General features: G+C 53.8%; 17 protein-coding genes and 1 pseudogene. 3 read left to right on the top strand and 15 right to left on the bottom strand.

Going from position 1 to position 23,363, the window contains the following annotated elements; genetic code table 11:
* Positions 1 to 19 precede the first annotated feature (19 nt).
* The 9 genes from JMF85_RS19210 to JMF85_RS19250 form a co-directional block, all read right to left on the bottom strand.
* Positions 20 to 1,879 (bottom strand): IucA/IucC family protein, encoded by a 1,860-nt coding sequence (locus JMF85_RS19210; RefSeq protein WP_236595924.1) that lies wholly within the window; start codon positions 1,877 to 1,879, stop codon positions 20 to 22.
* Entirely contained in the window at positions 1,852 to 3,099 is a 1,248-nt protein-coding gene (locus JMF85_RS19215) for an MFS transporter (protein ID WP_141335667.1), read from the bottom strand. The genes JMF85_RS19210 and JMF85_RS19215 overlap by 28 nt, the downstream gene beginning before the upstream one ends.
* Positions 3,096 to 4,442: a lysine N(6)-hydroxylase/L-ornithine N(5)-oxygenase family protein gene (locus tag JMF85_RS19220; protein ID WP_201318754.1), complete on the bottom strand. Its 1,347-nt coding sequence runs from the start codon at positions 4,440 to 4,442 to the stop codon at positions 3,096 to 3,098. The genes JMF85_RS19215 and JMF85_RS19220 overlap by 4 nt, the downstream gene beginning before the upstream one ends.
* Positions 4,369 to 5,058: a GNAT family N-acetyltransferase gene (locus JMF85_RS19225; RefSeq protein ID WP_127608943.1), complete on the bottom strand. Its 690-nt coding sequence runs from the start codon at positions 5,056 to 5,058 to the stop codon at positions 4,369 to 4,371. Before JMF85_RS19225 ends, JMF85_RS19220 begins: the two co-directional genes overlap by 74 nt.
* On the bottom strand, positions 5,036 to 6,877 hold the full coding sequence (locus tag JMF85_RS19230) for an IucA/IucC family protein (protein WP_201318755.1): 1,842 nt from the start codon (positions 6,875 to 6,877) through the stop codon (positions 5,036 to 5,038). Before JMF85_RS19230 ends, JMF85_RS19225 begins: the two co-directional genes overlap by 23 nt.
* A complete protein-coding gene (locus tag JMF85_RS19235; protein ID WP_236595925.1) occupies positions 6,822 to 8,408 on the bottom strand; it encodes a pyridoxal phosphate-dependent decarboxylase family protein in 1,587 nt (528 codons plus the stop codon). Before JMF85_RS19235 ends, JMF85_RS19230 begins: the two co-directional genes overlap by 56 nt.
* Positions 8,405 to 9,793, bottom strand: coding sequence for an aspartate aminotransferase family protein (locus JMF85_RS19240; RefSeq protein ID WP_269103581.1), 1,389 nt, complete (start codon positions 9,791 to 9,793; stop codon positions 8,405 to 8,407). The genes JMF85_RS19235 and JMF85_RS19240 overlap by 4 nt, the downstream gene beginning before the upstream one ends.
* Before the next feature lie 206 nt (positions 9,794 to 9,999).
* Positions 10,000 to 10,995: a FecCD family ABC transporter permease gene (locus tag JMF85_RS19245; protein WP_127608940.1), complete on the bottom strand. Its 996-nt coding sequence runs from the start codon at positions 10,993 to 10,995 to the stop codon at positions 10,000 to 10,002.
* Positions 10,988 to 11,998, bottom strand: a complete 1,011-nt coding sequence (locus JMF85_RS19250) for a FecCD family ABC transporter permease (protein ID WP_174817603.1) — start codon at positions 11,996 to 11,998, stop codon at positions 10,988 to 10,990. The genes JMF85_RS19245 and JMF85_RS19250 overlap by 8 nt, the downstream gene beginning before the upstream one ends.
* A 209-nt stretch (positions 11,999 to 12,207) precedes the next feature.
* Between JMF85_RS19250 and JMF85_RS19255 the strand changes: the two genes are divergently transcribed.
* Positions 12,208 to 13,209: an ABC transporter substrate-binding protein gene (locus JMF85_RS19255; protein ID WP_127608939.1), complete on the top strand. Its 1,002-nt coding sequence runs from the start codon at positions 12,208 to 12,210 to the stop codon at positions 13,207 to 13,209.
* 52 nt (positions 13,210 to 13,261) lie between these two features.
* On the opposite strand, the gene JMF85_RS19260 is transcribed toward JMF85_RS19255, so the two are convergent.
* Together JMF85_RS19260 and JMF85_RS19265 are read right to left on the bottom strand one after the other, a co-directional pair.
* A complete protein-coding gene (locus JMF85_RS19260; RefSeq protein ID WP_127608938.1) occupies positions 13,262 to 14,092 on the bottom strand; it encodes a uroporphyrinogen-III synthase in 831 nt (276 codons plus the stop codon).
* Positions 14,093 to 14,345: 253 nt separating this feature from the next.
* Positions 14,346 to 14,879 (bottom strand): annotated as a pseudogene (locus JMF85_RS19265) (nitrite/sulfite reductase); the annotation flags it as partial.
* Between the two features lie 424 nt (positions 14,880 to 15,303).
* On the opposite strand from JMF85_RS19265, the gene JMF85_RS19270 reads away from it, so the two are divergent.
* On the top strand, positions 15,304 to 15,630 hold the full coding sequence (locus tag JMF85_RS19270) for an ArsR/SmtB family transcription factor (RefSeq protein WP_127608937.1): 327 nt from the start codon (positions 15,304 to 15,306) through the stop codon (positions 15,628 to 15,630).
* Between the two features lie 154 nt (positions 15,631 to 15,784).
* Positions 15,785 to 17,557 (top strand): SulP family inorganic anion transporter, encoded by a 1,773-nt coding sequence (locus tag JMF85_RS19275; RefSeq protein WP_201318756.1) that lies wholly within the window; start codon positions 15,785 to 15,787, stop codon positions 17,555 to 17,557.
* Positions 17,558 to 17,645: 88 nt separating this feature from the next.
* Here JMF85_RS19275 and JMF85_RS19280 read toward each other — a convergent pair whose 3' ends face one another.
* The 4 genes from JMF85_RS19280 to efeO form a co-directional block, all read right to left on the bottom strand.
* Entirely contained in the window at positions 17,646 to 18,911 is a 1,266-nt protein-coding gene (locus tag JMF85_RS19280; RefSeq protein ID WP_201318757.1) for an L-lactate MFS transporter, read from the bottom strand.
* Positions 18,912 to 19,267: 356 nt separating this feature from the next.
* Entirely contained in the window at positions 19,268 to 21,070 is a 1,803-nt protein-coding gene (locus JMF85_RS19285; protein WP_201318758.1) for an FTR1 family iron permease, read from the bottom strand.
* A 28-nt stretch (positions 21,071 to 21,098) separates the two neighbouring features.
* On the bottom strand, positions 21,099 to 22,409 hold the full coding sequence (gene efeB / locus JMF85_RS19290; protein ID WP_397375999.1) for an iron uptake transporter deferrochelatase/peroxidase subunit: 1,311 nt from the start codon (positions 22,407 to 22,409) through the stop codon (positions 21,099 to 21,101).
* A gap of 3 nt (positions 22,410 to 22,412) precedes the next feature.
* A complete protein-coding gene (gene efeO / locus JMF85_RS19295) occupies positions 22,413 to 23,273 on the bottom strand; it encodes an iron uptake system protein EfeO (RefSeq protein ID WP_201318759.1) in 861 nt (286 codons plus the stop codon).
* Between the last annotated feature and the right edge of the window lie 90 nt (positions 23,274 to 23,363).

Consider the following 23,363-nt stretch of genomic DNA (forward strand, 5'->3'; position numbering starts at 1 on the left):
GACCTCCTCTCTACTTGTACTAGTCGGGCGATTGGAAAGCCGACAAAGGATTGGGCACCCTGTGCGATAGCCCTTTTGATTGAACCGTCAATCGTTTATACGTCAACTGCTCCACTCTGGTGGTCGGGGCAAACAAATCCAAAGCCTCAAACCGCTCTTTCCAATGCGGATCTTTTGCCTGATGGCGATGTATACATGCAGACGTCATCCGCCAAAATCGCCTTTCCTCAAAGCCGTACCGGTCCGCTAGCATCATAGCCAGTTCACCGAGGTTGACGAAAAATAGCGCCCCCAAAGTCAAATACCGCAGCGGCGTCACATCCTCCGTTTCAAAATTGGCTCTCTCCTCCTGGACAGCATACCGTTCGTGAACAACCGTTAAATCCGGGCAAAACTCCAGTTGCTTCAGAAAGGAACGGCAGTACAGCACATCCTCATGAAAATCTTTGAGCGCCAACCGCTCTGGCCAACCTTCCCGGTGCACCATCACCATATTTTGCGCATGCGATTCCGTAGCGACGCCATGAACTGCGGCCAAGTGGAGGACAGGCAGCACGCACCGCTCCAGAAGCCGGTTCAGCCACGCCTCGATCCCATAGGCTTGAAGCCATGGCTCAATGAGCGGGGTGCCATCCCGTTCCGAAGCACAGAGCGCATAGAAGGGCACGCATTCTTCCCCCAACTGTAAATAGCGGTGCAAGCTTTCCCGCCAAATGCAGCCCACTGCTGCGTACAGCGGGTGCGGGGCCTGGTCATGCTCCCGGCCCGAGCGTCTTCCGTCGCCCTTGTGATCCTGCGGATCATACGAGACGGCAGCCACCTCCCGCAGCAAAATCAGTTTCGCTTCCTCCTTCAAATAGCGGTCTCCATCCACTAAGCTTTGAAGCCAGAAGGACAAGACCGGGGCCGTTACCGTATAGTGGGGCAGCAATTGACGGGAACTTGACGTATTCAACAGATTCATCGACAGCTTGATATACGCTTTATGCGGCTCTGTCCGGTTCGCAAGCGTGCGAATCGACTGCTGGGCGCGATAAGCATCAGGAGAACATCCCAGCAGCACCATACGTTTCGTGCGGAGCTCTTCCGCGCAAGCCGGAACGATCGCCCGGCGCCATTGCCACGGGTGTACCGGCGCGAAGAAATAGTCGGCAGGGTCGCAGTTCTCGCTCCGCAACAACGCTTGAAAGGAATCGACAGCAGCATCCCCCAATTCCTCACGCAGCAAGCCGTCGAGCGACATGCCCGGCAGCACGGCCGCCCGGCTCTCCTCCTTCCGCACGGCCAGCCATATAGGCGTCACATCCCGGGCAAACTCGGGGCCGTAAGCAAGATGGTCGGCATAATCAAAGCCGATCCGCGACTTATAGCTCGGATGGTACCGATGCCCGTCCATGACCGCCGACTCCAAGTCATCACCGCTTAACCGCCGCAACTCACGGCCTTCCGAAATCCGATGAAACTGAGCTATGGCATCCTTCAGCAGCGTCTGCTCCAGCTCCTCCGCAAACGAGATCAGCTTGGACCGATCCACACCCGGCACATCCAGCACTTCCTCGACAAATAAACGCAGCGAAGACGCCTCCGCTTCTACGCCGCCGCCAAGCCGGATGAGCGGAGATTCCGTTAACATCCGAATCCGGCCGAATGTGAACCTTCTTTGCCCAAGACACCGGTAGATCACCTTCCGGCCCGCAGCATCTTGACCTTGAAGGCTGTATAATATCTTTTCCCCTTCCGCTTCCATCAGCGGCGTGACGATTCCTTCATAGATGACCGACTCCGCCAATTGCCGGAAAATTCTTCTGCGCACATGCACGCAGGCCTCGGATCGTAAAGCTTGAGCAGCCATTAGGTCTTGCTGCCATGTACATTCCACTTCGCTGCCTCCTTCGGCGATCTGTGAATAGCAGACCATCTGAACAATAGGGTATTCACCAGGCACAACAAGGCGGCGGCAAGCAGCGGCGTATTCAACCCCGCCTGGATCGACAGGAACGAGGCAAGCAGCGGAGACAACAACTCCCCGGCCGTCTGAAACGATACCATGACACTGAAGGTCATAGCAGCGCCCGTCCCTCGTTCCCTTTCAAACAGAATGACGTCCAGCACCGCCATCGTTATTGCCAGAAACATGCCGTACAGCATACGCCCAATGATCAATCCTGTAATGCCCTCCGACAGCGCTTGAATCATCAAGCCGGCGGCCATCGTCGCAACGCCCAACGTGTACGCGACATGCAACCGCCCCGGTTTGCAAATACTGCGAAGAAACGGCAGCAGCGTTAAGGCGCATGCATGCGGCAGAAGGAACAGCACCCCGGCTATGCCCGTCGACAGGCGGAAGGCTTCCTCTACGTATGGTGTAAAAAAGGGCCTGACCACTTGATTCGCGACCGTCAAAGTAAAAAACAACAGTCCCAGCGTTACGATATATCGATCACGCAGCAGCCCTATTAACGAAAGTTTCGAGCCTGCAGACTCAGGTTCGCCCGCTTGCCGGGAGCCGCCCCGCCACCCCCAAAGCACCCCTATGCATACGAGCAATTGAACGACATCGGCGGCCGCCGCTCCATAAAACAGCGTTAGAGGCCGTTCCATTTGGAGCATGTGGGCGCCGGTCAGCGCAGCTAACAGAACGGCTGTATGGTGCACGGTGTGAAACTTGGCCGCCGAACCCGCCTGACCACCCCTATCGGTCAGTTCCATCAGAATAGGATAAATCAGCATGTAGCTGCTTTTGAACAGGAGCAGACATACGGTCAAAATCAGAAACTCCGTCGCACTATCCGCCGACGCCAGCAGCGCTGTCGTCAATGCCGTGCCGGCCTGACCTGCAAACAGCAGCCGCTTGGCTCCCGCCTTGCGGGCCAGCCAGCCCCAAACCGGGGAGCAGAGAACGACGGTCAACCGGCAGACGAACAAATAAAAGCCCGTGTAGCTGTAGTCCTCGACGCCGAACACCTGACGAAAAAACTGCGGGTAATACGGCGACAGAAGCACTTCGGTGAAAAGGCCGAGAAACACGCAGCCAAGGAGCGCAGCCTGCATGCCGGTTCTCGAGCGAAGCCCTCCCGCCTCTTGAGCAAGCCGCCTCATACGTTCGCTCCGAACTGCTGAAATACGTTTCGTTCCCTTCGAGGATACACCGCGCGTCCCGTCAATTGTTCGATGATCAAGCTGTTCCGGTATGCGCCCAGACCCAGATCCGGGGCGCCGACGCCGTGCGTATGCAGCTCCCCATTTTGAATAAATATGCGGTTGCCTCCGCCGATTCGAAGCTTCAGCGCGTAATTCTCGGAAATGTCATACCGGCCTTTCGCATCCCGGCAAATATACGGCTCCAACGGGCTCAAGCAAGCCGGCTCGGCATGCTCGTAGCCAGTGGCCAATATGACGACATCGCTGACATGCTCGAACGAAATGTCCTGCTGCAGTTGTCGGCAAACCAGCCTGTATCCATCGCTTCCCCTCCCGGAGAACGGAAGTAGCTGCTCCACTTCCGTGGACGCCATGAGCCGAACGCGGGGGCTTTCCTCCCCTCCGTCTCCCGCGTCGTACAAGGCATCGTAGATGTCGGCGATGGTGCGGGCGCTGATCCCTTTGTACAGCAGGCTTTGTCCTGCTCGGACAGCATCCTTGCGCTCGGGTGCAAGCCCGTAGAAGTACCGCGTGTAATCAGGGGAAAAATGCTCAAGTCCGAGCTTGGAATATTCCATCGGGAAAAATCCCGCCGATCGCGTAAACCAGTCCAGCCGATACCCGTATTCCCGCTGCCCGCTTAGCAGATCAAGCGTAATCTCCGCTGCGCTCTGCCCGGAACCGACCACCGTAATCGAACGGGCTTGAAGGCAGCGCTCCCGATGCGTTAAATAATCCGCCGAGTGGAATACATGCGGACCGCACAGCGATCGGAAGCGAGCCGGCATTTGAGGACGGCTCCCTACGCCTATAACCAGATTATTGGCAAGGTAGCTTATCATGCGCGGAGTGCCAAGCTCTCGCACCTCCACCACAAACCGGGCGTCTGATCCGGCTTCTTCCAGCCGGATCCCGGTCACCTCGCAGCCGAAACGGCAAGAGGCCAACCGCTCTGCCGCCCACCTGCAGTAGTGGTTGTATTCCCGGCGCGAAATATGAAACTTTTCCCGAAAGTAAAAGTGGTACAATCTGCCATGCTCATGCAAATAATTCAAAAAGCTGAGCGGATGCGTCGGATCAGCCATCGTTACCAAATCCGCAAAGAATGGAACCTGGAGGGTCGTGCCCTCGATCATCATGCCGGAGTGCCAATCAAACTGCGCTTTCCGCTCCAGAAAGACAGCTTTCGTCTCCGGTACGCGATCCAGCAGCGCAGCTAAACCGAGATTAAACGGACCGATTCCGACGCCCAGCACATCCAGCACGTCTGAATGATTCAGACCGGCGCCCGTCCTCGACATAAGCCATTCCCCTTTCTCTATCCCAAGCTTCAAAGATCTCACGCTCGCAAAGCATCAGCGCTGCCGTTTTATCCGGAAGCTGCACTTGCCGTTGGAAGCGAAAGCCACACTTTTCAAAAATATGCCGCATCTTCGCATTCCGAATATCCGGTTCGGCGACGATTCGCATAGTCCCCGGGTGCAGGAACTGCAGACGTACGAGAGCAAGCAGCAGCGGGAGCGCATAACCTTGCCCGAGATAGTTCGGCGGGCCGATGAGCAGATGCACCCCCTGATCTTCCGGAGCCGCCTCGTAATATTGACCGATCAAGTCGGACGCCGCCCAATACGATTCGAAATAGCTCATCGGCTCCCCATCCAGCAGACCGATGCACAGCGTCTGATGCGGGTCGGCCAAGAAGCGCTCCAAGTGGTTGCGGTACGCATCCAGAGGAATTTGGAGCTGCCAAAAGGGAACGACATGAGGCTCCTGATGCCAGGCGTGCAGCCGCAGCAAATCGTGCTCCATCGTGACCGGACGAAAGGAAATCGTTCTACCGATCGTTCGATCCTGGATAGTAGCTAGAGGATGATCCTCGTAAAGCTGGTTTAAATTACGAATCAAGACGCCCGACATCCTCCGGCACCTCCAAGACAAGCGGATTATCCACCAGAACGTAAACCGACTGGTTTTCGAGCGATCCGACCAATTCGTCCATGTCATACAGCCGGGTAAGCAAGTTGGCCTTGCACGGAAGCTTCTCCTCCGCTAACAAGCTTTGGAGGAAGGTGGACGGCTCCCTGTTCATAGGGAGAAACCCGGCCAGCACGGATCGCAGCTCGCGAAGCAGCAGACGTTCATCAACAAGCCCTGCGGTGCCGAAGCCGTTAATTAAGCCAAACGAATGGTTGAAGACCAGATAATAACGAAACCGCTCATCGGCAACGGCGTCATCGCAGAACGTCTGACTTTTGACTCCAAGATCAGGAAGCTCTTGCTTCAAGCGCTCTGACATCGAACGGCAGAAATAATAGCCTTGATTATCCCGATAATAGAAGCGGTTAGGGTACCCTTCACGCAGCTGAACGACGCTGTTTTGCTGATGCGCCTCCAGAGCGATGCCATACGTGAAATACAGCCACAGCATCGGCTTCAGCGACATCTCCAGATAAAGGCGGAACCAGTCCAGACTGACGGCTTCCGTCGTGCGGTCCTCCCGTTCAGCCAAACGGCGGACGATGCGGCTGAGGCGGGATTCGGAACCGGGCAGCGGATCCTGAATGAGTGAAGCGACTAGCGCCGCTTGAAGCGCCCGATCACCCTGAAACGGATTTTCACGCAGCACCACTTCAAAGCCCGATTCCTCCTCCCCTTCCAAAGCAATCGACACATAAGCCGGGTCCTTCACGATTGAAAACGCCGGATAACGGCTTGAAACCTCGCCGATTCGCGTGTTCATCAACCGTGCTACCTCAACGCCCCGCTCCAGTTCTTTGAATTTATTCACCCGCAGCGAGTTTGTAATTTTCACGGGAACGGATCCTTTAGCCATCCATGGCGACTCCGGGTGATACACGGTCCGAAACGACGATGTCGCCGAATAGAATCGTCCCCGTGCACCCAAATCTTGAAGCAAGCCCTCCCCGATCAGCTTCAGTACGGACGGTTTACGCAGCATATCCCGGGCCTGCAGCGGGTGAAGCGGAATCAATGTGTAGTCGTCGAGCCCCGTATAGGCGGATATAAAATCCGGTTCCGTCTGCGGACCATCCCGCAGTTCCGATTTAATCCATTCCGTCGCCGTCATGCGGTCAAGCGCCGAGTCTTCACGAACAATGGATCGGTGCGCCCTGAAGTAGTGCAGCTGAAATTGTCCTTTCAGCTCAGGGGAATACACCGACTGTGCGTTATCGGGAACACCCTCGCGGCTCTTCGGTGCAGGATGCAGCAGATGTCCGAACAGCAGCGATTGCTCTGCAGTAAGAAAATCACCGTCATAGCCGTACAGCTGCTCGTGGTCCCCGTCACGGGCGGAAACAAACTGTTCGATACGTTCACAGCTTTCCCTGATTCGCTGCAGCAGTTCCTCTGTTCGCCCGGACGCGTCAACCTGAACCCGTTGTCCCAATTCCCGGACCAGACGCTCCGCGATCGCCAGCTCGTCCTCCGTGACCGCCCCAAGGTCTTCGCTTCCTTTCCATTGGAGTGGAAATTGGAACAGATGCCTTCCGGTCGGAGATTTATACTTCACCGGGACGATTACCGTCCCGTGTTGGTTGACCAGAGGAAGCTGAAGCATCCAACCCTCGTCTGATTCATGCCAATCTCCCAACCCGGTCTCCCTGAGGAAACTGTTAAGCAAGCTTTGCAGCGTAGCCCTTGCTGCGATTGTACGCGCCTCACAACCCTCTTCCCATAAAACTTCCGTAAGTTCCAGCGGCCGTTCCCCGATCATGTGACAACACTCCTTTCCGAGCAAGCAGCTCCGCAGCATATTGACATTCCAATTCCTTGCCGATGCGTATGACATGCCTCAATATTCCGGCCGTATGCTGCAGCGTCGCTAACGGATTCAACAGCGTAAATTTTAAGCAAGCCTTCCCCTTCGCCTTCGTCCGGGCGACAACCGCTATGCCGCCTTCAAGCAGCCGATCCCGAATCCGGCAGTTCAACTCATCCGTCCAGCCAGCGCCGTCTTCCGCTCCAACTGAAGGTACATACCGGAAAACAACAGCGTTCAATGTCGGCTCTGCTATCAGTTCCAGCGCGTCCTCCTGTCGAATCCGCTCCGCGGTTTCCTCCGCCAGCTTCAGGGTATGATCGATCATCGCGGCAAACCGCTCGCGGCCGACATGCTGCAGCGACATGTAGAGCTTGAGCGCGTCAAACCTGCGCGTTGTCTGGACCGACTTGCCTACAAGATTAGGCACTCCCGCCTGATCATCCGCTTCCGGGTTTAAGTAGTCGGCATTAAGCCTCCAATAACGGTAATGCAATCGATCCCGAAGCAAAAAAGCTCCGCAGCTGATCGGTTGATAAAACAGTTTGTGAAAATCAACGGTAATCGAATCAGACAAAGCGATCCCCTTAAGCAGGCAGGCGTGTTGATCGCTCAAAGCGAGCGCGCCGCCGTATGCCGCATCGGTATGGAGCCATAGACCATGCCTTCGAGCCGCTTCTCCCAATTCCGGAAGCGGATCGATACTGCCGAAATCAGTGGTCCCGGCTGTAGCTACGAGTACGAAGGGAATCAGTTCGTCTTCGCGCAAACGGGCGATTGTGCTTTCCAGAAGATCGCTGTGCATTCGGCCCTTCGAATCCACGGGCACCGTGATGACGGATTGTTGTCCCAGACCTAATAAAGCCGCCGATTGCTTGACTGTAAAATGGGCCTCTTCCGAGCACAGCACCCGGAGGCGGTCAGCCTGTGGAGGTAATCCCCGCTGCTGCACATTCCAGTTCCAGCGCATGTAGCAATAATGGTCTCTGGCAAGCAGTAATCCCATGAAATTGGACTGCGTTCCCCCGCTGGTGAACACGCCGTCGCTGCCGCTGCCTGCGAATCCGAACAACCCGCACAACCAGCCGATGACCTCTTGCTCCAGCATCGTGGCCGACATACTTTGATCCCACGAATCCATGGAAGGATTCACCGCGGAAAGCAGCGCCTCCGCAACCAATGAAGCCTGCAGGGGCGGACAGTGAAGGTGAGCCATACAAGCCGGGTGGGTCACTACCGCTGAATGTTTCAGTACAGCCTCACCTATGAAATCCAGCAGCTCCGCCATACCGACGCCCTGCTCGGGACAAACCGGCCGCTGCCGTAAGGAAGCCGCCAATTGATCAGGCAGAGCTCCGCTGTAGGGATGCTTGGCACTTGCGAAATCGCGAATTAACACGCCCAAAGCCGTATTCATATGCTTGCGGAAGAGCACCTGGCTTTCCTCGCTGTGATTCAAAAAATCCGTTGCGAAGGTACCGTTCACCTGAAGACCCCCTGGGGAATGCGGTTATGGCGTTCCGCCGCCAGAACAGCCTCATGGAAAATTTCCGCGATTCGATCGATTTCTTCTTCCGTTACGATTAACGGAGGCAGGAAACGAACTACGCTGCCATGACGTCCGCCGAGCTCCAGAATGAGGCCTCGTTTCAAACATTGCCGTTGAATTTCGCGAGCCAGCTCACTGTAGGCGGGATAGCTTCCAAGCCTGTCCGAAGCGCGTTCATGATCGATGATCTCCGCGCCGATCATCAGCCCTCTGCCCCTCACTTGCCCAATGCAATTTACGGCAGAACGGGTTTGCTCCAAGTGCTTGACGAGGCGCTGACCGACACGGGCCGCATGCTCGACCAGCCGTTCTTCGCGGATAAACCGCAGCGACGCTGTACCTGCTGCCATCGCCAATTGATTTCCGCGGAACGTACCCGCATGCGCTCCCGGCTCCCATCGGTCAAGCTCCTCCCGGTATACGATCACGGACAGCGGAAGACTTCCGCCCACGGCTTTGGAAATAACGATCACATCGGGCTGAATGCCCGCATGCTCGAAAGCAAACATGCGGCCTGTTCGGCCGATCCCCGTCTGCACCTCGTCAATGATGAGCGGAATCTCCCTTTCGCCCGTTATTCGCCGAATCTCCCGAGCCCAGGCATCGGGCGCGGGAATGACCCCTCCCTCTCCCTGAACTAACTCCATAATCATGCCGGCGGGCGGCAGCACACCGCTCTCCGGATCGTCGAGCAAATGCTCGATATAGCGGCTTCCGACTTGATGCCCTTCCTCCCCGCCGATTCCAAAGGGGCAGCGGTAATCATAGGGATAAGGCAGGAAGTGTGAGCCCGGCATCAACGTACCTACCTGGCGCTTAGGCTGCAAATTCCCCGTCAAACTAAGCGCGCCGCTCGTCATACCGTGGTATCCCCCGTGAAAGGACATCATGACGCTTCTTCCCGTTGCCGTCTTGACCAGCTTCACGGCGGCTTCAACGGCATCTGCTCCCGATGGGCCGCAGAACTGAATACGGGCTTTACCCGCAAATTCCGATGGCAAGGCTTCGAAGAGCTCATCGACGAATCGCTCCTTGACCGGCGTTGTCAGATCAAGCGTAAGCAGAGGCATACCGGAGTTTAAAACATCCTTCATGGCCTCGACCACCACGGGGTGGTTGTGGCCTAAGGCAAGCGTTCCCGCTCCGGCAAGACAATCGTAATACGTCCGGCCGTCCGCATCTTTCACCTGCACTCCTCTGGCTTCAATAATGGCAATGGGAAGCTTGCGCGGATACGTACGGGCATTAGATTCGCGTCGCTGCTGGCTTTCAAGATATATCGCATTGCCCTTCGTCATATAAACTTTCCTCCTTTGGGGAATGGTCTCTAACCTGCCTGTTCTTAACTGTCGAGGTACTTGGTAATATTTTACACCGCTACAGTTGCTAATTGTAAATGATAATCATTATCAGTGCAATAGTTATTTTGTCCCTCTAACTTGATCCGTCAAACCTACTTTTTGGCCCGAACGCAAACAAAGGAACCCTTCCCTGCGGATGGGTCCCCTCTTCGGAACGGACTGTCGGTTTATCTGCGTTTATACAAAAGATACATGAAAAACGGTGCGCCGATCCCCGCCGTAAATACGCCCGCAGGGATATCCAGCGGCTGGAAAAGCATTCTCCCCGCCAGATCCGCTAACAGTACGATAATTGCTCCAAGAAGCGCGGAAATCGGAAGCAAAATTTTATAGGAATTGCCAGCGAGCTTTCTGGCCATGTGCGGCGCAAGCAGACCGATAAACGATATCGTCCCCGCTACGCCGACAGCAGCCCCGGCCAGGGAGACGCTAATAGCAAGAAGCATAAAGCGGTTAAGCTGAAGCCGGCTTCCAAGACCGACGGCAACGTCCTCCCCCAGCGATTGAACATTCAGCTCTTTGGCGAAGAGAAAGGCAAGCGGCAGGAACACGGCAACCCACGGGAATAGTGCAGCTATATATTTCCAGTTTGTTCCGTATATACTGCCGGTTATCCAGTTCAGCACCTGGGAGGCCAGATAAGCGGGGCCGCTTATCAGTATGAACGTCGTCAGCGCGCCCATTGCGGTCGATATACCGATACCGATCAGCACCAGCCGAAATGGGGAGACCCCCTTCTTCCATGCCAGCATGTAGTTTAATGCAGCTGCAGCGAACGCCCCCACAATTGCGATGACGGGAACCCAGTGGATGCTGTAGGCGCCTGCGGACAAGGTCATGAACGCCACAACGGCAACGGATGCTCCTCCGGTTACGCCCAACAAATCCGGAGCGGCCAGCGGGTTGCGGATGACCCCCTGAAGCAATGCGCCCGAAACCGCCATGGCGGCGCCGATTAATATAGCGGCGACAACCCTCGGCAGCCGAAACTCCACGACGACCACCCCGCTGCTTTCGCCGTTATGCCCGACGACCGCCATAATCACTTCGGTAAACGGAATACGGACACTGCCCATCGACAAACTGACCAAGGACAGGACGAGTAAAACCAGGCAAAGCACGAGGGCGGTAAGGAGCCCCTTTCGTTTTCCGGATTTAAGCATGGGCCCTCCTTCTTGCCACATAAATCAGGAACGGAACCCCCAGAAGGGCCGTTGCGACACCTACGGGGACTTCCTTCGGCATGATGATAAAGCGGGAGGCGAGATCTGCCGCAACAAGCAGTACCGCGCCTGTGATCGCGCAATAGGGCAGGAGCCACCGGTGGTCGTTCCCCACCAAATAACGGCACAGATGCGGCACAATAAGCCCGACAAAGGCGATCGGACCTGCTACGGCAACGGAGCCACCGGCCAGCAATACAATAGCAATGGCGGACGTCGTACGGATCAGCACAATTCGTTGGCCCAATCCCTTCGCTACATCGTCTCCCAAGGCCACGACATTCAGCGACCCGGATAAAATCATCGACAGCACCCAGCCAGCAGCAACATACGGAAGAACGACCGCGAGATGCTTCAACTCCCGGTCCGCAACAGAGCCGATCATCCAGAACAGCGCTTGATCAAGCGACTGCTTGTCGATCAGGATGACGCCTGCTGTAACTGAAGAAGCTAAAGCAGCGACGGAAGCACCCGCCAACGTCAGCTTGACCGGATCGAAGCCTCCCCTGCCCTGCGAGCCCAGCAGAAACACGAACATCGCGGTGAGCGCCGCCCCCGCAAACGCGACCCAGATCATGCTTCTCAGGGTAAGCCCCGAACCGAGGACCGAAATGCTGAGCACAAGGAACAGTACGGCCCCTGCATTGATCCCGAATACGGAGGGAGAGGCGAGCGGATTTTTCGTCAGTACTTGCATCAAGGCACCGGCAATGGCCAGGCTCGCGCCTACCACAGCTCCGATCAATGCCCGGGGAACTCGCGTATTCGTAATAATGACGTGCTCATTGGAGCCGTTAAAATGTACATAAGCCTGCCAGACTTCGCTCAGTCCAAAGTGTTGAAGGCCGAACAGAACGCTAGAGAGCATACAGCCGAGCAACAAGAGCACTCCCGCCGCCAATCCGAACAGCTTCATCATGCGGCTGCTCATCGAATGAGCCATACAAGTTCATCCCTCCACAAGGTGCAATTTTACTAAAAAAATGACATTTTCATTGTATGGGCGGGCTACCCCCTTGTCAATGATTTTGATTCTCATTATCAATTAACGGTTGACATCCAAAACCTAATCCCTTATATTGGCAATGATAATGATTCCCATTATCAGTCTGCGTACGCAGCGAAACTAAATCATTAAGGAGAGACGAAATCATGCTTTCGATTGTTCGACTCAACCGCATTCCCTTGCTGTTCATCCTTATAACTGTTCTGTTCTTAACGGCGGTCGGCTGCGGCAGCGCAGCGAAGGAAACGCCCCCCGCCGCATCCCAACAGGCTGCGACGGAGTCCGCTCCACCCAAAAGCGAAGCCGCAAGAACCATTAAGCATGCAATGGGCGAAGAAACGATACAGGGTACGCCGAAGCGCGTCGTCATTTTGACCAATGAAGGAACGGAAGCTCTCCTTACCGTAGGCGTGAAGCCGGTCGGCGCCGTCCAATCCTGGGTTGGAGACCCGTGGTACGATCATATCAAAGCGGAAATGCAGGGCGTTACGGTGCTGGGGGAAGAAACGCAGCCTAACATCGAGCTGATTGCCGGTCTAAAGCCGGACCTGATTATCGGCAATAAAGTAAGGCACGAGAAAATTTACGAACAACTGAAAAAACTCGCTCCGACCGTCTTCGCACAAGACTTGGCAGGCGACTGGAAAATCAATTTCAAGCTGTACGCCGAAGCGGTGAACAAGAAGGAAGAAGGGGAAAAGGCGCTGGCAGCATTCGATAAGCGCGTCTCTGATGTGAAGGCCAAGCTGGGCGCTAAAGCGGCAACCCAAGTATCCGTCGTACGCTTTTCCGCCGGCGATGTGCGGATTTATCAGAAGCAGACGTTCAGCGGCGTGCTGTTTAATCAATTAGGCATTGCCCGTCCCGCTTCCCAGGATAAGGACCAGTTCGTCGAGAAGCTGACCAAGGAACGTATCCCGGATATGGATGGCGATGTGCTGTTCTACTTCCTGAACGAAACCCCGGGCAAGGACGATGCCGCCAAGATAGCTGAGGAATGGATGACGGATCCGTTATTCAAAAACTTGAAAGTGGCCAAAACGAACAACGCCCATAAAGTGAATGAAGTGGTCTGGAATCTGGCGGGCGGCTACAAAGCGGCCAACCTGCTCTTGGATGAAATCAGCAAATACTTTGAAATCAAGTAGGATCTCATGGCGGCTTCTGCCACATTAAGACACAAAAACCCACCGCTCAGCTTTATCGGTGGGTTTTTACTGTAGATTTATTCTGATAATAATGAGCGAGCTCGATAATCATCGCGCCCATCCGCTCGCTTTCAGGGGCTAATACACGCTCGACCCCTTCCTCTTTCAAAGCTTCAGCCGTCACTTTGCCAACCGCTGCCGCCAGCACCTTCTTTTTGAAGCTTTCATGAATAGCCGGATAATACCCGTTGCTTTTGACAAATTGAAAAAAATACCGGACTTGAACCGCCGTCGTGAAACAGACCGCATCCACGGAACCATCGGCCAGTTCTTGGCACAATTGGCGCGACACGGTATCATCCGGAGCCATATGTTTATAAGGTAACAGGGTCCTGACAACGGCTCCTTTGTTCTCCAGAAAGTTCACTAACGATGGCATAGGCTCGCCATGCAGCTGAATAGTTACGCCTTGACCCGTAAATTCATAAGTTTCAAGCGCTTTAATAAGTCCTTGTGTCGTTCCGTCATCATCAACGGCAACGGGTTGAATTCCCATTTTTTTCAACAGGGCATAGGTTTTATACCCTCTTGCCGCTACTTTGGACTGTTTCACAATTTCGAGAAAAGCGGAGCGAATACCGATTCGTTCCGCCTGATTGAACAAAGCTTCAAGCCCGGTTCCCGTTGTGAACATCATCCAGTCCGATCCGCTTTCCACTACACGAAGGAGATCGCGCTCTACCTCGCTTTCTGCAAGGAACAAGGTCCCTTGCTGTGAACGAACAACGGGGATGCCTCCTTGCTTTTCAATAATGGTGCTCAGTTCACTTATTTTTCGGGACCCCGCAATGACAATGCGTTTTCCCTCCAACCCTCCAGTCATTCCGGATACTCCTCTCTTAAGCAGCGACACTGATGTTATGAAATCAAACTTTTTGCTGGACGAGCTATTGCCTCATCGAATCGTTGTTGAAATTGTTGAATGCCCACACGCTTGAAAAATTGATGAAAAGTTTCCTGACCCGTACGATGCTCTTTATAGAACTAAATGAAGGATTCGAGTACGGGCCCAACCTGATCCGCTGGCACACGACCTTTCAATTTTTCATTAAACTGCGCATTTGGACCCAAAATTCCACCTTTGAAAAATCGCGGTTTAGAACAAAAAAATCATTGACCTGCTGTATAATTTCGGACGTATCCATCATTTCATCCGGGTCAATGCCCGCTAATGGATTACCGACAATGGCCCTCGGGCAATCGCCGCAAGCTTCATAGGAGTACAAGCCAACTTCTTCAAGCCGATTAAAGATGTCGGGCAAGTGTTCTACCCGCAACCAGTGAAATTGAAAAGATTGCCGCGTCGTCACGTCCAACAGATTACGGCCATAATCGAGTGAAATACCTGCAAGTGTCCGCGCTTGCCTGGCAGTGAGCATGCCCGAAGGAATTCGAATGCGCATCATGAAATGGCCATCCCTCGGCTTCTGCTCATACACGCCGGCCCATTTGAACCGGTTCAACTCATCTTCAGGTATGGATTCATATCCTTACTTCGCATACCTTTCAATAATGGTACGAATAACATCCAGACCGTCCTTTTCGAGCTTCATCATTTCGATTTTGTTAAGCTTCGATGGATCTTCTGCCCAAACGGTTTCATAAGCCATCTTATCATCCCCCTAACCCTATGACTGTACTTCAAAACCAAACGAGAAAGGAATTCCAACTTAACAACTATAATAAAAGAAAAAGCGATAAAACGAACCATCCAAAAGGGCATAAATTATGACCATCCACTTCGCTGGAAAAACCCATCCAATGATGAGCCCATATCACCATCCATGTTCAACAGATTGATATACATTCGTCATTTTTTTTGATGGAAAAAGAAAAACGCTTTATTTCAAATCAAATGTTATGATAAAAACAAAACACGGGCATTGATTAGCGGCCTCATGAAGTCCCTCCGGCTCCGGGGATATATTCGCTGCTGCCCGGATGCCCCCATTCTCTGAAACTTTATTCAACGATTGCCGGTTTGTGATATGATATCTGTATATTCAAATTTCCGAACATGTAGGAGAGAACGTTATGTATCAAGAAATACAAGATTTTAAAGCCGACTTTTTCAAGGCGTTAGCCCACCCCTTGCGTATTAAAATTCTTGAAGTTTTAGCCGAGGGCGATAAGAACGTGAATGAGATTCAAACGATTTTGGGAAGCGAAGGGTCTGCGGTTTCCCAACAGTTAGCCGTACTAAGAAATAAGAACGTGGTCTATGGGATTAAGGATGGAACCTCTGTTATTTATTCTTTAACCGATCCTTTAATTAAGGACTTGCTGCTGGTTGCGAAACAAATTTTTGACAATCACCTTGTGAATGCCATTTCCATGCTGGAAAACATTAAAAACAATTAAATTGCTTCTTCATAAGGAGGAATTGGAGTTGTTATACTCGATTTGCTCCTTTTTTTTGAACATTTCTACGGAATCCGAAATTGACAATTAAACGTATTCCTTATATGTTTGTATATATTCAAATATTCAAATATTCAGAAAGGCGATGCTGGATATGAAATTTTCGTTTACCGGCAGATTTCAGGGCTATAACAGAGAAAGCTTTCAAAAGGACTTCATTTCGGGGTTGATTGTAGGTATTATCGCCATTCCATTAGGAATGGCGTTTGCCATTGCTTCAGGTGTCAAGCCTGAATACGGGTTATACACAACGATTGTTGCTGGAATCATCATATCCTTATTGGGCGGGTCAACCTTTCAAATTGGCGGTCCGACTGGAGCTTTCATTCCTATTCTGTTTGCCATCGTGATGCAGTATGGATACGAAAACTTGCTTATCGCCGGTTTTATGGCTGGGGTCCTTCTGGTAATCATGGGTCTGTTCAAACTTGGTAAGGTGATGAAATTTATTCCGCGCCCCGTTATTATCGGCTTTACCTCTGGCATCGCCGTTACTATATTTACAGGTCAAATTGCCAGTTTCCTTGGTTTGCACCAGCTTGAAAAGCACGAGAATTTCATGGCCAACATGAAGGAATTAGGTATACACATGGCGTCAACCAATAGTTACAGTGTAGCAACAGCGCTGATTTGTCTCGTGTTTATCATCCTAACACCACGACTGTTCCCGAAAGTTCCCGGATCCTTAGTCGGGTTATTGGTTTCGACTGTTGTCGCCTCTTTGTTGTATCCTGACAAGGTTGCAACGATTGGTTCGACCTACGGCGCAATTCCAAACAGCATCCCCGGCATTCGCATGCCTTCGCTTTCCATTGAACATATGCTGTATTTAATAAAACCAGCTCTAGTCATTGCCATGTTAGGCGGCATCGAATCCTTGCTTTCAGCCATAGTTGCTGACGGAATGACAGGCACTCGACATAACAGCAACCGTGAACTGATCGGTCAAGGCATCGCCAATATGATCACTCCGTTGTTCGGGGGGATTCCTGCCACCGGGGCTATAGCCAGAACGGCAACGAATATAAAAAGCGGCGCGGCGTCTCCCCTCTCCGGGGTCATTCACGGTATTGTCGTCTTTTTAGTCTTGTTCCTATTTGCTCCATACGCTTCGAATATCCCTCTTGCCAGTATGGCTCCGATCTTAATGGTTGTCGCTTGGAATATGAGCGAACGTAAAGAGTTTGCCCACATCCTGAAAACCCGAACTGCGGAATCTTTCGTTTTGGTGAGTACATTTCTTCTTACTGTCTTTACAGACCTGACGACCGCGGTTGAAGTGGGATTAGTATTATCAGGCATAATCTTTGTGAAGCATATGAGCGTTCTCCTTAGTACGACCAAGGTACTGCCCGACCCTTCCGACAACAACAAAAAAGTATCCGCTCACATGATCCACGAGCAGCATAATTGCCCGCAAATCAGCATTTACACCGTAGAGGGAGCTTTATTCTTCGGGGTTGCCAATCGTTTTGAAAAGTCCATCATGGACGAGATTCATAACAAACCTAAAGTGCTCCTATTGAAAATGAGCCATGTTCCATATATGGACGCAACCGGAGAAGCCCATTTAGCAAGTATAGCCAAACACTTAAAGAAGCACGGCGGCGTCGTGATCATTTCTGAAATCCAAGACCAACCGCGCCAACTGCTGAAAAAAACAGGCTTGGACGAAATCATCGGGCAAGATCACTTTTTTGACCAAACAGGCAATGCCATTAGCTTTGCCTTAACCAAACTTAATCACGCTCAATGTCTTGGTTGCGAACATGATGCTTTTCGTGAATGTCAACAATTATCAAGGCCCAGGGCTATTCCGGTTCAACCCCAACTGGTTCATTCCTCTTCGCTTCAGGTTTCCGATTAGGTCCCTGATACTCCATTTTTCCATTTCAGGGACAAAAAAGGCACTAACGCAGTGTTAGTGCCCGGGGGTCCTCCCTGTAGCCTGGAGGTTATCTTGCCGGTTCGGTAGCAACGCTCGGATTAACCGACTGAAGCTTCCTGATCTCGATCCGGATCAGCAGCGAAACCACGAGCGCAATGGCAAACAGTCCCGCAAAAATATACAGTGTGCCGATATAGCTGTTCGTCGCGGTACGCACCCAGGCCGCGATAATAGGTCCGGCCAGCCCTGCCGCCGCCCATGCGGTCAAAATATAACCATGTATCGCCCCGAGCTGTTTGGTGCCGAACAGGTCGCCGATATAGGCCGGTATGGATGCAAAGCCGCCGCCGTAACATGTAAGAATCAAAAAGATCAAAATTTGAAACAGCCAGGCGTTGGAAACGGCGGGGAGCAATAAATAAGCTCCGATCTGAATAACGAAAAACGCTGTGTATGTATTGGGTCTGCCGATATAATCAGAGAACGACGCCCACCCGATCCGTCCCAATCCGTTAAACAAGCCCATCAGCCCGACCATGGAAGCCGCTGCGAGCGGTGCCATTTTGGCAATTTCCTGTGCCATTGGAGAGGCCACGGAGATGATGGCGATACCGCAGGTGACATTGATAAACAGCATCAACCAAAGCATCCAGAAGCGCGCCGTCTTTACCGCTTCGTTGGCTGTAAGCTGTGAGAGATCGACCTTTATCTTCTTCCTGCCGGACTCGATCGCAGCCTTAAATTGTTCCGGCATCCAACCGGCAGGCGGCGGAGAAAGATAGAGCGAGGAGCCGCCCATCAGAATGAAATAGACGGCGCCCAAGATGTAAAAGGTGTTGGCTATGCCGACCGAGTCGATCAGACGAGCCATGACCGGACTGCTGATCAACGACGCAAAACCAAAACCCATAATCGCAAGTCCGGTGGCGAGGCCCCTTCTGTCCGGGAACCATTTGACCAAGGAAGAGACCGGCGTGATGTAACCGACGCCCAGACCAATGCCTCCGAAAACGCCGTAGAACAAATATAACAACGGCAACGACGATAAGTTCACGGCAAGGCCGGACCCGGCAATGCCGATCCCGAAGAAAACGGTAGCCAGCAGCCCTGCCTTTCGGGGACCGTGCTTCTCGACAAAATGACCCAGAAACGCCGCAGACAAGCCAAGAAATAAGATAGCCAAGCTGAACGTGAAAGTAACCTGTTTAATACTCCACCCGAATTCATTGATGAGCGGCTTCGTAAACACACTCCAAGCGTACACCGAGCCGATCGAGATGTGGATGCCGACCGCTGCGGCGGCGATCAGCCACCGGTTTTTCGTTTTTTCCATAAATTCATTCCTCCCTTTTGTATCAAATAAAAAAGCCGCGAATCGCTTTACACGGGAAGCCCGAAGTAAACCGAATGCGGCGGTTAGCCTTAAGCAGAAATTCTACCAAGCGCCAACGGCACACTGTTCAATTGGTGTGAACCGTTAACCGGTAACAGGATCGCTGTCCCGTGTGAACGGATTTCTACTCGGCTGATTTTGTGAACATTCTGTGTCCTGCTTATCCATTACAATATATCATGAAAACGCTGACAGCGTAAATAGCTATGATTACATTTTGTTCTGTCCAGCGAACGTCTCTTTGTGATAAGGGATCAAACGAAGGCAGCCGTTCCTTGAAGGAATGGCTGCCTTCGTTACGCCGGCCTGGACTCCAGGCCGGTCGTGCCGGCTTTGCGCTTGCGTTCGAACCGCACCAGCTGGATCACGATGAACAGCAATACGAGCAGCTGCGGAGCCAAGGTCTCCCATGTCGGATAGACGCCAAGCCCCGGGAAGGTCGGCAAGTAACCGGGCACATGAGCGGGTACTCGCCCGGCCACCTGGAGCGAGTGAATGCTCTCGCCGAGAAACTTAACGACCAGATAGTAAATAAGCAGCGTCGCCGTTAAGAAAAACGGTCGGACCGGCAGCCGCACGATCCCTTTGACCAGCAGCACACCGAGTACGATCAGAAGCAAAGCTGCAGCGCCAATGCCGAGCAGCAGCTGTAGAGGCTCGATGGAAGGCGCCATCCCGATGTAGAAGATCGTTGTCTCCGCCCCTTCGCGCAAAATAGACAGAGCAGCAATAAAGAACAGCGACCACAAGTTACCGCTCGCCAGCGCAATGCCGATTTTGTCGCGGATGAACCGGTTCCACGATTCAGTCTGCGATTTGCTGTGCAGCCAGGCGCCAACCGTAAACATCAGGACGACGGATACAAGGCCCGTCACGCCCTCCAGCATCTCCCGGGTGCTGCCTGCCTCCACGCTGGCGAACGCAAGCGTCAACACCAAGGCAAGAGCGCCGCTCACAATCAAACCCGCGACGGCCCCGCTCCAAATCCACTTCTGCTTGGAGGCGTTCCCCGTCCGGTGCACGAATGCGAGCAATGCGGTCAGCACGAGCAGCGCCTCCACCCCTTCGCGGAGCAGGATTAAGGCCGCGTCCGAAGCCGAATAAGCCGCGTTGGCCGTATAAGGCGCCAGCGCCTGCTCCATCTCGATCAAGAGACTTTCGGCTTCTGCCGTTCTCGGAGGTTCCGACAACAGCAGGCTGGCGGATTGCGTCATTAACGTTTCAATACGCGTATACGTCTCCGGGGAGCGGGTTTGCACGCTGCCTTCCACCGCAGGCCATAGGCCAATAAAGCTTTGCAAGTCGTCCGTCGCCGTTGACACGCTGCCGTCACGCAGCTCGCGCTGAATGTTCTGCAGCAGCGCGAGCGCACCCGCAACGCTTTGCCCGCCGCCCGACGCCTGCGCCTGGACCGATTTGCCCTGAGCGTAATCGTCGACGAGCTTGATCAAGTCGGCGACGCCGTTCTTCGCCGCTTCCGCTCTCGGCGGTTCGGCCTGCAGCGCGATACGCGTCAGGCTGACTTTCGTTTCAATGCTGCCGTACACGCTTGTGTTATCGGAACGGATCGCGGCTTCGACTTTAAACCAATGATTGACGAACTGTTTGTAGTCCGCATTTGCCTTTGTCCATTGTTTTTGACCGATTTCAGCCGATATTTGCCTCAGCATCGGCAGCAAAGACGCTGCCGCCTGCTTGCCTGCATCCGGATGCTGCTGCTTCTCGTAGGCAGCGACGTAATCGCCCGTCGCCTTCGCAAGCTGCGATACCGCTTGATAGGCGGCATCCGGCTTGATTTCCGCTTCGGCCAGCGCCGTCTTCGCCGCTGTCAAAGCGCTCGCGACCTGTCCGGCCAAATCCGAGCCCGGCGCTTGCAGCGCCTTCCACTCGGTGTCGAACAGCTCCAGCTCCTCGTTCGTTCTCGGCCAGTGGCGCTCGCCCGCTTCGACCAGCGCTCCCCCTACAACCGGCAACAGCCGCTCGGGGCTCTCCTCTGCTGCCTGTGCTCCCTTGGATCCATACAGCCCCGTCAGCAGAAGGAGAACCGCAAGCACAGCTCCCCATTTGCTGCAACCGCCGGCCAATCGATTATTGCTCATACGGATCACCTCGAATGTCTTTTCTCCACTAAAATAACCCATCACCGATATAACCGCCCGGCTGCACGCCCGGGAAACAGGCAAATACCGCGCTTCCCACATGCGATATGTATTCGTTCAGGGCGTCCATCTTTGCCAGTCGCTGCTGCATCGGAACAAATTGTTTGAAAATATCCCTCTGATAGCTAATAAACAGAAGTCCGGCATCCAACTGTCCGGTCTGCCTATCTATTCCGCTTGAATACGAGTAGGAGCGCCGCAAGATTTGCATTGAGCCGTCTCCGCGCGCAATCCTCACGTGAGCGTTGACCGGGATCACCGGGTCGCCGGCAGCCGTCTTCGTGTCAAGCTGCACCGGATCGAATTCACTCTTCGCCCCTAAGGGCGCACCGCTATCGCGATGACGGCCGAACGTCGCCTCTTGCTCGTTCAAATGCGTACGGTCCCACACCTCGACCCGTATCCGGATGCGCCGCACTACCATATAACTGCCGCCTCGCATCCACCCCTGTTCATCCGAAGGCTGCACCCAGACAACCTGATTCATCAGCTTCGCGTCCTTCGTATCGGGGTTGGCCGTTCCATCCTTGAAGCCGAGTAAATTACGAGGCGTATCGCCGCTACCCGAAGCGGCAGCCGTGCGTTGAAAGCCTTCCTGTGTCCAGCGCAGAACGGCAGTGCCGCGAGCAATTCGCGCCAAGTTGCGCACTGCATGGAAGGCAACCTGGAGATCGTCCGCGCATACCTGCACCCCGATGTCCCCTCCGCACCATTCGGCGCGCAGCTGATCGCCGGGAAATCGCGGCAACTCGCCTAAGGCCGAGGGCCGTTTGGCCGCCAGCCCGAATCGGCTGTCGAACAGCGCAGGGCCTACGCCGAACGTGAACGTCAGCTTCGACGGGCTGAGCCCAAATGCCTCTCCCGTATCCGCCGGCGGCAGGTTGGGATTGCTGTTCTCGTCGCCGACAGGACGGCCTTCGGTCATACGGGCGGCGGCGTCCGTCCATTTCCGGAGCAACACCGGAAGATCCTCCGCCCGTGTCGTGATCAGATCGAAGGCGGCGAAGCAAACAAAGTTTTGCGAAGGGGTTACAATCCCGGCTTGAACATCTCCGTGAAACGGAATTTGCTCGTTCGAACGGGGTGCGGTGCGTCCCCTCCACATACCGGACTCCGCAAGCACGCTGCCGACGCCAGCCGAGCCGACCAGTAACCCGAGCCCGCCGACACCGGCCATTTTCAACAATTCCCTGCGGCTGACAACCGACTTCCCCGACTGGCCGGGTCCTCGCCCTTCGTTCGCAGGCGGCAACGGTTGTTGCTTTCCGTTAAGCTTCACGTCTTAGCCCTCCAGTACTTTGCCCATCTGGGACAGCGGCTCGGCGAGCGCATCGAGTGCCTGGCTAAGCTTTTTTGTCTGATCCGGCGTCAATTCCGTATACAGCACATACCCGTCGCCTTTTTTATAAGGTGCCAACGCGGTGCTTAAATCGTTGAACCGGTCGGCGATTTGCTTTGCAAGTACGCCATCCTTTTTCTCCACTTCCGGCTTAAGGATGTCAAAAATTTTATTCGCCCCCTCAACGTTCGCGGCAAAATCGTATAAGTCCGTGTGCGAATACCGCTCTTCCTCGCCCGTCACTTTAGAGGAGGACACTTCATTCAAGAGCTCGACCGCACCGGTTACGAGTATTGACGTATCAATCTCCACATTCTCCACTTTAGCCCGCAGCAGCTTGCTGTCGCTCAGCAATTGGTCGGCGTAGATCTCCTGTCCCTTGGTCGTCTTGTCTGTCCATAACGCTTTTTCGATCCGATGGAACCCTCTCCATTCCTTCTCGTCGACGTCCCCTTCGCGTGCATCCAAGTTAGGATCCAGCTCCCCGAGCGATTCCGCGATCGGTTCGATCCGCTCGTAGAACATGCGGGTAGGCGCGTAGAGCGTCTGGCTCTTGGCCACGTCGCCCGCTTTGACAGCGGCTGCGAATTCGCCCGTAGATTTCACGAATAAGTCGCACTGCTCAATGACGTATTTGCGGTAAGTTTCGGCGGCTTGCTTCAGTGCGGCGTTGTCTGCGGCATCGGCGGGCTTCTTCGCTTCCGTCCCTTGCGTCGCCGCAGGCGTTGTTTGGGCAGCGCACCCGCCGAACAGAAGCGCTGACCCTAGTAAAACGGATGAAAGTATACAGCCTTTATGATTCATAACCTCATAACCCCCCCACATATGATAATGATAATTATTCTCAATATAAAATACCATAGAATACTGGGGGTGGAAAGTTGTTTAGTGCTA

Origin of the sequence: Paenibacillus sp. EPM92 (genome assembly GCF_016586185.1) — a bacterium.
GTDB lineage: Bacteria > Bacillota > Bacilli > Paenibacillales > NBRC-103111 > Paenibacillus_G > Paenibacillus_G validus.